Annotated in this window: 11 protein-coding genes; 4 read left to right on the top strand and 7 right to left on the bottom strand. The window is 46.7% G+C overall.

Features of this window, described 5'->3' with window-relative positions; all coding sequences use genetic code 11:
• Window positions 1-104 precede the first annotated feature (104 nt).
• The gene (locus Q1A18_RS07335; protein ID WP_299578290.1) at window positions 105-1,208 is read right to left on the bottom strand and encodes a FecR domain-containing protein; all 1,104 of its coding nucleotides are present in this window, start codon (window positions 1,206-1,208) and stop codon (window positions 105-107) included.
• Between the two features lie 54 nt (window positions 1,209-1,262).
• Entirely contained in the window at window positions 1,263-1,892 is a 630-nt protein-coding gene (locus Q1A18_RS07340; protein WP_299578291.1) for an RNA polymerase sigma factor, read from the bottom strand.
• Window positions 1,893-2,040: 148 nt separating this feature from the next.
• Between Q1A18_RS07340 and Q1A18_RS07345 the strand changes: the two genes are divergently transcribed.
• From Q1A18_RS07345 to Q1A18_RS07360, 4 genes are all read left to right on the top strand, one after another.
• Window positions 2,041-4,038, top strand: a complete 1,998-nt coding sequence (locus tag Q1A18_RS07345; protein WP_299578292.1) for an OmpA family protein — start codon at window positions 2,041-2,043, stop codon at window positions 4,036-4,038.
• A 206-nt stretch (window positions 4,039-4,244) separates the two neighbouring features.
• Window positions 4,245-5,501, top strand: coding sequence for a threonine ammonia-lyase (gene ilvA / locus Q1A18_RS07350; RefSeq protein WP_299578293.1), 1,257 nt, complete (start codon window positions 4,245-4,247; stop codon window positions 5,499-5,501).
• A gap of 305 nt (window positions 5,502-5,806) precedes the next feature.
• Window positions 5,807-6,580 (top strand): DUF5995 family protein, encoded by a 774-nt coding sequence (locus tag Q1A18_RS07355; RefSeq protein ID WP_299578294.1) that lies wholly within the window; start codon window positions 5,807-5,809, stop codon window positions 6,578-6,580.
• A 170-nt stretch (window positions 6,581-6,750) separates the two neighbouring features.
• Window positions 6,751-7,320, top strand: coding sequence for an acetate uptake transporter (locus tag Q1A18_RS07360; protein WP_299578295.1), 570 nt, complete (start codon window positions 6,751-6,753; stop codon window positions 7,318-7,320).
• Between the two features lie 176 nt (window positions 7,321-7,496).
• On the opposite strand, the gene Q1A18_RS07365 is transcribed toward Q1A18_RS07360, so the two are convergent.
• From Q1A18_RS07365 to lpxK, 5 genes are all read right to left on the bottom strand, one after another.
• Window positions 7,497-9,770, bottom strand: coding sequence for a GH92 family glycosyl hydrolase (locus tag Q1A18_RS07365; RefSeq protein ID WP_299578296.1), 2,274 nt, complete (start codon window positions 9,768-9,770; stop codon window positions 7,497-7,499).
• Window positions 9,771-9,931: 161 nt separating this feature from the next.
• Window positions 9,932-10,876, bottom strand: a complete 945-nt coding sequence (locus tag Q1A18_RS07370) for a pyridoxal-phosphate dependent enzyme (RefSeq protein WP_299578297.1) — start codon at window positions 10,874-10,876, stop codon at window positions 9,932-9,934.
• A 233-nt stretch (window positions 10,877-11,109) separates the two neighbouring features.
• Window positions 11,110-11,403 (bottom strand): putative quinol monooxygenase, encoded by a 294-nt coding sequence (locus Q1A18_RS07375; protein ID WP_299578298.1) that lies wholly within the window; start codon window positions 11,401-11,403, stop codon window positions 11,110-11,112.
• Between the two features lie 157 nt (window positions 11,404-11,560).
• Window positions 11,561-12,376, bottom strand: coding sequence for a purine-nucleoside phosphorylase (locus tag Q1A18_RS07380; protein ID WP_299578299.1), 816 nt, complete (start codon window positions 12,374-12,376; stop codon window positions 11,561-11,563).
• Window positions 12,315-13,418 carry a tetraacyldisaccharide 4'-kinase gene (lpxK, locus tag Q1A18_RS07385; RefSeq protein WP_299578300.1) on the bottom strand — a complete coding sequence of 368 codons (1,104 nt, stop codon included), beginning with the start codon at window positions 13,416-13,418 and terminating at the stop codon, window positions 12,315-12,317. The genes Q1A18_RS07380 and lpxK overlap by 62 nt, the downstream gene beginning before the upstream one ends.
• Between the last annotated feature and the right edge of the window lie 77 nt (window positions 13,419-13,495).

A 13,495-nucleotide genomic window follows, 5' to 3' on the forward strand; every position in this document is an offset into this window, starting at 1 on the left:
TTAAACAGGAAGGAGTTGCCGCTCTTTCCTGTTTTTGCTTCATGTTTAAGTTTTTATCATCGTATTATCTTTCTATTTTTGTTTAGGGTTCGTATTTCTTCTGTCTAATTCGTGACTTTATTCACATCCCGGCTGATCACGATCTTCCGCTTTGAGTAACTTCCATCAGGCTGTTTTTCACGCTTAATATAGTTGATCGTTATCGGGATCGAGCTGGCAAAGATGTCCAATACCTGCTCAATATTTTCGTCAATGAAAGTGGCATATAATGTATAGTTCCCCAGCGAGGGATCAGTCATTTCGATATCGACATTGTACCAGCGCTCCAGCTTGTTGACAATCCCAGCAAATGGTTCATTCTGGAACAGCATTTTACCGTCTTTCCACCCGGTAAACACATCCATCTCGTCTACTTCAGAGGCACGTATTTCCTGGCTTCTGATGTCGTAGGAAGCCGAATAGCCCGGTTCGAGCAAATACTCTTTGTGACTTGCTTTGAGGATCAGTGTTACTTTGCCTTCCACCAGGGTGGTTTCCACTTTCCCGTTATCTGCAAAGCCGTTCACATTAAAAGTAGTCCCATACACTTTTACAGTCAACTGGTTGGTCGAAACCTGCATGGGCATGCTCTCATTCTTCGTAACTTCAAAATAAGCTTCGCCTTTGAGTTTCACCTCGCGGGTAGAGCCAGTAAAAACCGATGGAAAGGAAAGACTGCTTCCCGAATTGAGCCAAACTAGGGAGCCATCGGGTAAAACAACTTGTGTTTTGGCTCCAAGGGGAGCCCGAAAGGTATTAAAGGTCTTCTGGCTAGCCGTCAACGAATTAAGGTTAGGGTTACCTGTGGATGCCTGGTAATAAAAATAAATGGTTGTTAAAAGTAAGGGAATAGACAAAATAGCTGCGATATGAGAAACCCACTGCATCATACTTCTTGATCGAAGTCTATGCTCGGCTGAATCAGGTGTAGCAGCAAGCCTGCTCATCAGCCGTTTTGAGGCCTGCTTCCGTTCTTCCGCAGCAAGCGCTATTGGAATAAATACCAATCCGGCAATAAACTTTCTGGCATAAGCCAACTCCTCTTCAGAAAGTTCATACTGTCCCTGTATTCTTTTTTGCTTTTCGGCATTGTAGTCGTCAAAATTTCGGATTTCAGTCTGAAAAGCCTCATCTGCAAGTAAGTTTGTTAATTTATCGTGTACCTCCATGAGTTTATCTTTCTTGCCGTTTTAATAGGTAGAGGGCAAAAAAGCAAAAAGGTACTACCCCAAATCAATCTTTTTTTGAAATAATAATAGAAGCGCCATCAATAGCTCATCCCTATAATCGATACCCTCCCAGAGTTGAGAGTCAATTTTAGTTCGAAGATTCGCAATGGCCCGTTGCATCATATTTTTAATGGTCTGTTCCTTGACATCCATGATCCGGGCAATTTCGGCATAAGACAGGTTGAAATAAAAACGCAGGAAAATTAATTCTCGTTGGCGGTCAGGCAGACTATTAATGGACTGGACTAACAAACTACGCAATTGCCTGGAAGTTTCTTCAACTTCAATAAACTCGGCTGATGAGAAAGAAAAAGCTTGCGAATCACTATCTTCAGGATTCCGGGAGGTAATTGCCCAATTGATTGCTTTGTTTTCAAGAAGTCTTCGTCTTACCGAAGAAAGGAGGTAAGCCTTCGTGTTTTTCACATCACCCAGAGTTGTTCGTCTCTCCCAAATCCGAAGAAAAACATCCTGTACCGAATCTTTGACCAGGTCTGGCTCATTAACAATCTTCAGCCCATAGTGATATAAATCCGAATAAAAATGATCGAAAAGTAGCGCCAAAGCAGCATGATCTCCGGATTTCATCTGTTTCCAGGCAATTATCATTTGGTTTGTGTCCACGCTCATTTGCATATTTGATGACAAAACACCCCATAAAAGAACTAAAATATTTATGAATACAGAAATGCATATACTTTATCTTTTCATTTTACGTTTTTCCATAACGAACAAATTTGGTTACTTTTATTGCCTTAATCAGCCTTGTTTCATGAAGCGGACCTATTTAATCAGTATGCTCTTTTTAGCCCTGTTTGTTTTGGGCGCTTGTTCCCCTCAAAAACATTATCGTTTAGGAACAGTTTCTTTTGAAATTGGAGAATACTACCGGGCCACCGAAAAATACCGTAAAGCTTACCGCAAGGATGACAACCTGCAGCATAAAATGGACATGGCTTACAACATGGCTGAAGCCTTCCGCGCCACTGGAGAATATGGGAAAGCAGCCATTTGGTACAAAAATGCCATCCGACGCCAGCACCCCGATTTCAAAGCCCTGCTTTATTATGCAGACTGTTTGCGGGCCACTCAAAAATACGATGAAGCCATTGAAGCCTACCAGCAATACCTCGACTCCATCCCCAACGATGTGCAAGCAATCAATGGGTTGGATGCCTGTCGTTACACCCGCGACTGGGAGGAGAATCCCTCCCGCTATGTGGTTAATCCGGTGCGCGAGCTCAACTCCAAATACAGTGACTACGCGCCTGTTTTTGTGGGCGGACGCGACAATGAAATTTTGCTGACTTCTACCCGTGAAAATACGGTAGGTAAAAGGCAAAGCGCCATCTCCGGAAGTTACTTTGCGGATATATTCCGGGCCGAATACCAAATTCAACGGCAAAAATGGGGAGCACCGGTTCTGGTTGATGAATCGGGCATGATCAACTCGCCCAATGAAGAAGGAGCCGTTACCCTGTCGGAAAATGGTGACGAAATGATTTTCACCCGGGCTCGTTATGACAAGCAAACCGACTTGGGCGCTGAACTCTACCGCGTAAAAATGTCACGGGGCAATTGGTCCGAGCCCATAAGGCTGGACTTGGTTGGCGACAGTCTGATTGCAGCTCATCCTTCGCTGTCGGCCGATGGAGACACCCTTTATTTTGTGTCGGACAAACCCGGCGGCTATGGCGGCAAAGACATCTGGATGGCAACAGCCAGCGGAAACACGTTTTCCAATCCGGTGAACCTGGGACCTAAAATCAATACGCCAGGAAATGAGGTTTTCCCAACCATCCGATCCAATGGCGAGCTTTATTTTTCTTCAGACTACCACATGGGCATGGGCGGACTCGACATTTTTAAAGCCACCCGCAATGAGGAAGGCGAATGGCACATCCAGAACCTGAAGTCGCCCATCAACTCCACGGGTGATGATTCTGGCATGGCATTTATTGAAGGCGAAGAGACCCGCGGGATGTTTGCTTCAAACCGGAAAGGTTCGCGGAGCGATGATATTTACTCCTTTTATTTGCCTCCTAAAGTTTTCCGTATTGCTGGTGAAATTTATGACAAAGAAACCAATCAACGGTTGGATGGCGCCCGCATCCGGATTATCGGAACAGATGGCACCAACCTTAAAATGCGGGCTGACAATGGGCAGTTTCAACTCAAACTGAACCCTGAAACAGAATACGTTTTTGCAGCGTTTAAAGACGGCTACCTGAATGATAAAGGCCGCGAATCCACCATTGGTTTGGAAGACAGCCAGGATTTCCGCGTCAACTTGTACCTCACCCCTACCGATGCGCCCATCAAAGTTGACAACATCAACTACGAGTTTGGAAGCTGGGAGCTACTGCCCCAATCGGTCAATGCCCTGGACAGCTTGGTAACAATTTTGGAAATGAATCCCACCATTACCATCGAGCTGATGTCGCACACCGACTTTGTGGGTTCCGAAGAATTCAACTTCGACTTGTCGCAAAAACGTGCCCAGGCCGTGGTTGATTACCTCATTCAAAAAGGCATTAATCCTGAACGACTGGTAGCCAAAGGCTACGGCGAAACCTGGCCCAAGAAAGTAACACGTACCATGGCTCGTCAATATGATTTTCTGAAACGAAATGACGAGCTAACCGAGGAATTCATCAACCAACTTAGTCCGGAACAACAAGAAATTGCCAAAGGACTGAACCGGCGCACAGAGTTCCGGGTTCTTTCAACCGATTTTTACGAACGCTTTGCACCCGAAGTCGAGAAGTAATTATTTCAGAGAATTCCGGAAATTAAACAGAGCCAAAATCCGCCCCGTTAGTCAGATAAGAAGGACACTCTGAACAATACTTTAAATTCGAAACAAAATTTCGCCAATCGTTTTTAAGACGTGCGAAAGTGACGTATTTTTGTAGGTCGATTTATTCAATAGATCGATACTATTGCGTAATGTTGCTTTCAACTAAAAGAGAAGAAATGACCAAAAAATATTTCCCGACGCTCCAGAATGTTAACCGGGCCAAATTGACCCTCAACGAAATTTTATCGTCCACTCCGCTCATGGAAAACATGAACCTGTCGGAGCAGTTTGGAGCCTCCGTGTTTTTAAAACGCGAAGACCTGCAGATTGTGCGCTCCTACAAAATTCGTGGTGCCTACAACAAAATCAAAAGCTTGAGCCAGGAAGAGCTGAAGAACGGCGTAGTATGTGCCAGCGCCGGAAACCACGCGCAAGGTGTGGCATATTCGTGCCAAAAGCTGGGGATTCACGGGAAGATTTACATGCCCACCACCACGCCAAGACAGAAAATTAAGCAGGTGCAAATGTTTGGACGGGAGTTCGTGGAAATTGTTTTGATTGGCGACACTTATGACGATGCCAGTACTGAAGCCTGGAAAGACTGCACAGAAAATAAAAAGACCTTTATTCACCCCTTTGACGACCCCTTGATTATTGAAGGGCAGGCCACCACAGCCCTTGAAATTCTGCAGGATTCAACCCGGCAGATTGACTACCTTTTTGTTCCCATTGGCGGCGGCGGACTGATTGCCGGTGTAGGCAGCTATTTCAAACAGGTTCATCCCAGCACCAAAATCATCGGAGTTGAGCCGGCCGGAGCTCCTTCCATGTCCGAATCGCTGAAACAAGGCAAAGTTGTTACCCTTGAAAACATCGACAAATTTGTTGATGGCGCAGCCGTGCAACGTGTTGGCGAAGTTACTTTCGACATCTGCCAGCAAGTGATTGATGACATCGTACTGGTTCCGGAAGGCCGCATCTGCACCAAGATTTTGGAACTGTACAACCGCGATGCCATTGTGATTGAGCCGGCCGGAGCCCTTTCCATTGCCGCGCTCGACTATTACGCCGATCAAATAAAAGGGAAAAACGTGGTGTGCATTGTTTCGGGCAGCAACAACGACATTACCCGTACCGAAGAAATTAAAGAACGCTCCCTCTTGTTCGAAGGGCTGAAGCATTATTTCATCGTTCGTTTTCCGCAGCGGGCTGGAGCTCTACGCGACTTTGTGGAAAACGTGCTTGGACCTACCGACGACATTACCCACTTCGAATACACCAAAAAGAACAGCCGTGAACGAGGGCCTGCTTTTGTCGGCATCGAGGTACAGGACCACAAGGATGTGGAAGGACTGCTAAACCGAATGAAGGAAAATGGCTTTGTGTATGAATATGTGAATGACAAACCCGACTTGTTTCAGTACTTGATATAGGAGGCAGAGGGCAGAGAGCGAAGCGGTATGGGCGAAGAGCAGAGCGGTAAGAGAAGGACGGTTCTGTACTTATGCACAAAAACAAGGCTCAGGCAAAGGCATAGGAGAGTTAATGCTTGCCTCTTGGTTCTAAAGCTAGCAAGGCAAATAGTTTAAAGTCTGGAGTCTAAAATCTAATATCTGGAAGTCTTCGCTCTTATCTGGAATTTGAAACTTGAAGCTCTGGATCTGAACCTTATCCGCAGGCAAACCGTTGATTAGCTTGATGTAAAATAAGTCAACGCAATAAACTAATGCCTGTTCTTATGCCAGCCAAACCACTGAAAACCATTGATGAGGTGATTGAAACCCTGGATCAGATTATCCAGCACTGCGAACACAATAACGATCCTTCCGGATACTTTGCAGCCTTATACCAGAAGGTCACCCTCAAAGTAAAAGAAGGAATTGAAAACAACTATTTTGACAATGGTCCCCGCATGGAGGTGCTCGATGTACTGTTTGCCCAACGGTACATCGATGCCTGGGTCGGCAGCCGGGCCGGACTTCCGCTAACCCGCTCCTGGCAGAGAGCCTTTGACTTATCAACCAGCTACTGGCCCATTGTTTTGCAGCATCTGCTCATGGGCATGAACGCCCACATCAACCTCGACTTAGGCATTGCCGCTGCCCAAGTATCGCGTGGAAAGGAGCTGAATAAGCTGCACAATGACTTCAACCGGATCAATGAAATTCTCTCTTCGCTGGTGCATGAAGTGCAGGATGACCTCTCTCAGGTTTGGCCGGCCTTGAAATGGATTCTCAAATGGACCGGGAAAGTGGACGACTACCTGGTGGATTTCAGCATGCAGCTGGCCCGTGATGGCGCCTGGAAATTTGCCGGTTTGTTTTTCCATACACCAGACCATGAATTGGAAGCCTGCCTTCAGAAGCGCGACCAGCAGGTGGCCGACAAGGTAAGCGTTGTCCTCGACCCCGGATTAATTGCCAACGCCGTCCTGGCCTTGGTTCGCCTGACCGAACGTGGCTCCGTTTCCCAAAAAATCGGAAAGCTAAAACACACAAAACCTTTCGCTTAGTTAAGCGCTTCTTGCTTCAAACAGGCCTGCCCGCTCGTCCAATATTACCAAATCACTAATCCTTTAAAAGAACCATCAGCCGCAGGCTACAGCCCTGCCGTCAACTCGATTTAATTCTTAGTTTTGCGCCGAATTTAAAAGAAAAATCAACACAACTAAAACACCTGTCAATGAACAACACAAAACTAGGAAACCCTGCCGTAGTAGGCTTGGCAGGATTCGGTTTAACAACCCTTCTGCTTCAATTTCACAACCTCGGATGGATCGGCCTCGGCCCGGTACTGGCGATGGGTTTCATCTTTGGCGGACTGGCTCAGCTGGTAGCCGGTTTTCTGGAACAAAAAACAGGCAATAACTTTGGTTTTGCCGCTTTTTCAAGCTACGGTGCATTCTGGATCGGCCTGGGACTGATCTGGCTGTTCAACCACTTGGGGATTTACGAATCGTCGCACACCGACGTTGGTTTTTTCCTGCTGGGATGGACCTTGCTCACGTTCATTTTCTGGATTGGAACATTCTTTATTCACCGTGCCATGTTTATCACCTTTACAACTCTTTTACTTGGTTTCATCTTCCTCGATCTGGGGCATTTCGGATGGCCGGTGATGAACCAGGTAGCAGCAGTCGTTCTGATCGTTTGTGCCTTCTCGGCCTGGTACATGATGGGCGCTATTATTCTGAATGATTTGGCCAAACGCACCATCTTACCCGTTGGGCAAGCGCTGATCAAGACAAAATAAAGAAAGCACCCAAACAACATTGAAAAGTATTGACGGATTCTATTCCCTCAATACTTTTTTTGTTTCTACCCAAAACCTTAGGCATCAAAAAAAGCCTTCCTATTTGGAAGGCTTCTTATCTTTAGCTCAGGATATCTAACATCCTGTTATTTTCAGAAACGGAAGTAGTAATACCACTACTCGGTTGCTCCTGCTTCGCCCACATAAGCCATCGGCTTGGAAGTCATAAAGAACTCCAGCTTCCCGCCTTTCATCAGCTCATCGTGCGTGAAGAATGGCTTATCAAGCTCTTTACCATTCAGCACCAACTTCTCAATATATTTGTTCTCTCTTGAATTATGGTGGGCTACAATTTCAAAAACACCACCCGGAACGTGAATTTTAGCCTGATCAACAATCGGACGGCCAATGGTGTAGGTAGGATCACCCGGACAAACCTGGTAAAATCCAATGGCATTCAGCACATACCAGGCCGACATTTGACCGCAGTCTTCGTTCCCGATAATTCCGGCCGGCGTGGGCAAGTAAAAATCATACAAAATCTGGTCGAGGTAGTTCTGGGCTTTCCAGGGCGAATTGGTCCAATTGTACAGAAAAGCCATGTGGTGACTGGGCTCATTGCCGTGCGCATACTGTCCGATCAACCCAGTAATATCGCCCGAGGCATTTTCGCCCACAATTTCAGAACTGGTGGTAAACAGCGTATCGAGCTGGGTTTCAAAATTGGCTTTCCCGCCATACATCGCAATATGGTTTTCAATAGCATGCGGCACAAAATAGCTCCACTGGTAAGCATTCCCTTCTACATAATCGCTTCTTTCGTGTTCCGAAAAGCGGGGCTGAAAAGGAGTTCGCCAGCTTCCATCGCCATTTTTTCCGCGCATAAAGCCGGTGCTTTCATCAAAATACAGCTTGTAGTTTTCCGATTTTCTGAAATAGCGCGCAGCTGTTTCCTCATCGCCGGCTGCCTCGGCTATTTTGGCAATACACCAGTCGTAATAAGCCATTTCAACGCCATACGACACCGATTCAGAAATAGAGTCCGCCGGAACAAAACCATATTTCTCCTTGAAATAAATGTGCTTCGACATCACATTCTCTTCGCGTGTTCCCTTCACCTTTTCCAGCCATTCGGGTTGGTAGGTGGATGAAGTAACAGCCGCTTCGAGCCATGCTTTTAAATCGGCTTGCGGCACCAAACCTTTGGCCAATGCATCGGCCAAAACCGAAGTGGCCGGATAACCCACCATGGTTCCGGTGTAATTCGAAGCCAGCGGCCATTTAGGTAACAAGCCTCCTTCGCGGTATTTCTGCACCAGCGACTCGGCCCATTCCCTGGCCTTTTCCGGGCGGATAATGGTCATCAACGGATGAAAAGCCCGGAAGGTATCCCACAACGAAAACACGCTGTAGTTGGTAAATCCTTCAGGAGCTGTCCGAATACTCTTATCCATTCCACGGTAGCGGCCATCAACATCCTGGTACGTAAAAGGCGCCATCATGGAATGATACAACGCAGTATAAAAGTTGGTTTTTACGTTCTGGTCATCGGTACTGATTTCAATGCCCTGCAAGGCTGCTCTCCATTCGTCTTGCGACTGGGCAACCGTAGCTTCAAAATCCCAGTCTGGCAGTTCGGCCTGCATGTTTTGTGCTGCTCCCTTTTCGTCTACAACCGAAAGGGCCACTTTTACCAACAAGGGCTCTTCTGCATTGGCAAACTGAAAATGCAGTTGAATATCACGTCCTGTTAGTTCGCTTTTATTGGTTTTTTCGTTTTCCGAATACACAGTCAATTGCTCGAAAGGCTCGGCAAACTCAATGCGGTAAGCCATCAGATGATCGCTGGCCCAACCACTTGTTTTCTGCACACCCTCCAGGGTTTTATCATCAATTTTGCGGAACGAGTTTTCAACAATGCGGTGTCCCCAGTTGGGTTGAAGGATGTGCCCCAGGTTCAGCATCAGCTTTCTTTCCGAAGCTTTTGCGTAACTATACCGATGGAAGCCAACCCGCTTGGTAGCCGTCAGCTCGGCGGTAACACCGAAGTTTTTAAGCTGCACCTGATAGTAACCGGGAGTCGCCGATTCGTCCTTCTTGTCGAAGGCGCCAACAGGCTTTTGCTCATCGGTATTGGAGTACGGAAGCAACAGGACATCGCCCAAATCGCCAATGCCGGTGCCACTTAGGTGGGTATGGCTAAATCCGTAAATGGTAGAGTCTTCGTAATGATAACCACTGCTGGCATCCCATCCCATAATATGGGTGTCGGGACTCAGTTGAACCATCCCGAAAGGAACGGTTGCCCCAGGGAAAGTGTGCCCGTGAAATCCGGTCCCGATAAAGGGATCGACATACTGTAGCGGGTCGAAATTTGATTCAGTTGTTGAACTTGGTGTACAGCCCGTTAAAAAGGCTGCCAACAAAAAGACAAATAGGCTCGTTTTCATTTTTCTTATTTTGCTTTACGAGGCAAAAATAGGATTTCCTGAATAAAAGGCCAGCCGATCCGCTTCTTTTTCAACGATGATCGAGGTTCTGCAAAGTACAACAAAGACAAATGGTCAGTTCGGGGTATGGTTAAGACCAACGCCTCAGAAAAACCTTCCGTTTAAAACGGCAGGTTGTCAAGGTCTACATTGCCGCCACTGAGGATGATTCCTACTGTTTTGTTGGTTACAACAACTTTGTTTTCGAGAATGGCTGCCAAGGGGACAGCAGAAGATGGTTCCACAATGATTTTCATGCGCTCCCAGATCATGCGCATGGCCTGTACAATGCCCCGTTCGGAAACGGTGACAATCTCATCGGTCTTGCGCTGAATGATGCGAAAATTCATTTCGCCAACCGAGGTCAGCAAGCCATCGGCAATGGTTTTGGGGTCGACTGACGGAATCAGCTTGTTGGCATGAAACGAGCGATAGGCATCATCGGCTCCTTCGGGTTCGGCAGCAATTACCAGGCCTTTGGGATTTAGTTCGCGTCCGGCAATGGAAGTTCCACTCAACAAGCCACCACCACCAATGGGGCAAAGCAAAATATCCAGCGGCCCGACCTCTTCCAACAGCTCTTTAGCTGCTGTTCCTTGTCCGGCAATCACATCAAAATTGTTGTACGGATGAATCTCAGTCGCTCCGGTTTTAGCCGCTATTTCGGCCAATGTTGATTCGCGACTGGCCAGCGTAGGCTCGCAAAAGGTGATTTGGGCACCATAGCCTTCCACTGCCTTTTTCTTGATGGAAGGCGCATTGCGGGGCATCACGATGTAAGCGGGCACGCCACGCATCCGCGCTGCCAAAGCCAAAGCTGCCGCATGGTTTCCAGAGGAATGGGTGCACACCCCACTCGCCACCTGCTCGTTGCTTAATGAAAACACCGCATTGCAGGCCCCCCGAAATTTAAAGGCACCAACTTTTTGCAGGTTCTCGCACTTAAAATACAGCTGCGCACCTGTTATTGCATTGAGCGAACGGGAAGTAAGCACCGGCGTACGATGTACCAGGGAACGAATCCGTTCATGCGCTTGAACCACATCGGTATAATCGGGTAGTTTCATAAAATAAGAACTAAAACTTTTAAATACTAGATTTTAGACTCCAGACTTTTAACTACTTGCTCCACTTTCTTTAGAAACAAGAGCCAGGAAACAGAAGGCAAACATCAACTTCCTTTGCCTATGCCTTCTCCTGTGCCTTGTTTTCGTGCATGAGTACATCGGTGCGTAAGTACAGAACCGTCCTTCTTTTCTGCTCTGCTCTTTGCCCTTACCACTTTGCTCTCTGCCCTTCCCTAGGCCAACTTCTTACAAACGTGGATCGCCGGCTCTGCTGCCGACAAGTCCACCAGCTGGGGAACAATTCGTGTAAAATGCTCCGAAGCCATATGCTGATTTAACAGCGACTTGCTTTCCCACTCTTCCAACATCATCAGTACCTCGGGGTTTTGGCGGTCCTGCACCAACTCATAGCGGATGCAACCTGCTTCTTTCAAGGTTTCCTGAACCAGCTCTTTCGCTAGGTTTAAAAACGAACCAAATTTAGTCTCATTCACCGCAAAGCGGGCAACTACTTTTATTGTGCTCATTGTTTGTATTTTAGTTTTAATTACATGGTCAGCTCTCTCCCAAATAGACAATTGTCGATCTCGCTTACCTAAACAAGGTTCATGAGTGCATTCTTTCATAAGTATAGAACCGTCCTTCTCTTACCGCTCTACTCTTACCTCTTTGCCCTTGCCCTTCCTATCCCATTCGGGCTATCAGGTTGGTCAGAATCAGAGTCATGGAAGGCTCGGAACGCATGGCAACTTCCTGCACCTCTTCGTGCGATATTTCAACAATTTCGCCAGGCACACCGCTATCGGTTATAATGGAAATACCAAACACTTTCATATCCATATGGCGGGCAACAATAACTTCAGGCACGGTGGACATGCCCACTACGTCGCCACCTAAAATGCGGAACATCTTGTATTCGGCCGGTGTCTCGAAAGTTGGTCCCTGCACACCCACATAAACCCCTTCCTTCACTTCAATTTTGTTTTTCAGGGCGATGAATTTGGCCTGGTCGCGCAGTTCTTTGCAATACACCTGACTCATATCGGGAAAACGAGGCCCCAGCTCATTTTCATTTTTACCGTGCAGCGGATGCTCCGGAAACATGTTGATGTGGTCGCTGATAATCATCAGGTCTCCCACTTTGTAGTCGGGGTTAAGCCCTCCAGTAGCATTGGAAACAATCAGATTACTGATTCCCAAGCGATTCATCACCCGCACCGGGAAAGTCACTTCCTTCATGGAATAGCCTTCATAATAATGAAAACGACCTTGCATAGCCAGAATTTTCTTACCCCCCAGCTCGCCATAAATTAAAGTGCCGTTGTGCCCATCAACTGTCGATACCGGAAAATTTGGAATTTCCTTATACGGAATCTTCGTTTCAATCGCTATTTCATTGACCAAGCCACCCAGTCCGGAGCCCAGAATGATCCCTACTTCAACGTTGCCTTTGATACGTTCGCTTATGTAATTCGCGGTTACTTCTATTGTCTTTAACATAGCCTACAATTGTTTTGTTAAAACTTTTTCCTTCGTGATCCAGAAATTTAATTTTCAATGGGACATAGTAAAATTGCGATTGAATGGCCTCCGGGAAACTGGTTTCATCCCGAAGTCGCATGGCATCTTTTTCCGTGGTCAGAATAAGCGGATTGCGGTCCTGGTATTTAGCCAGTCGCTCTTCAATCATCTTTAAGTCCTTGGCGGTAAAATGATGATGATCTCCAAAAATCAGTTCATCCACCAAAGCAAACTTGCCGGCCACATAGGTTTGCCACAACTGCGGATTCGCAATCCCGGACAGCAAAATAACCGGCCTTTTCAGGTCCTCATCAGCCAAAGGCTGTTTGATCGCGTCCGGAAAAACAGGCATCGGATCACCATACTCCATGGTTGTAAAATACAAGGATTGGTAAGGCCGAAGGTTCACATCTTTCATAATAATCCGCCGGGTAATGGGTGTGATTTCATCCGGACATTTGGTATAAATGATGATGTTGGCCCGTCGACGCTGGTATTTGCGTTCGCGCAGACGCCCCACCGGTAGCAGTTCGTCTTTATCAATCGGACGGTTATAGTCAATCAGCAGAATGTTGATTCCCGGCGTCACCTTCCGATGTTGAAAGGCATCATCCAGCAAAACCGCATCGGGTGAATTGGCTTCGTCCTTCAGCAGCTCCTGAATTCCACGCACTCGTTTTTCGTCAACAGCCACCGTTACCTCCGGAAATTTTTGTTTAATCTGAAGCGGCTCATCGCCCACCTCCCGGGCTTGCGAAGTGGTTTCTACCAAGCGAAATCCTTTGGTTTTGCGCTTGTAGCCCCGACTCAGGGTAGCCACCCGAACATGCTTTTTCAGCAACTCCACCAAGTATTCGGTATGCGGTGTTTTTCCGGTCCCCCCAACGGTAATGTTACCAATGGAAATCACCGGGATTTCAAATTCGGTGGATTTAAATATTTTGTAGTCATACAGGCTGTTTCGGATGTAAACAACCAGTCCGTAAATCCATGAAACAGGGTATAATAAAAATTTTAGCATAGTTGAATTTTGTTCTACGAAGTTATTAAAATTCATACATAAAAAAAGAAGCTGCCACGAGGAACAACTTCTCTTTT

This window comes from uncultured Sunxiuqinia sp. (assembly GCF_947495665.1).
GTDB classification, from domain to species: Bacteria; Bacteroidota; Bacteroidia; order Bacteroidales; family Prolixibacteraceae; genus Sunxiuqinia; species Sunxiuqinia rutila.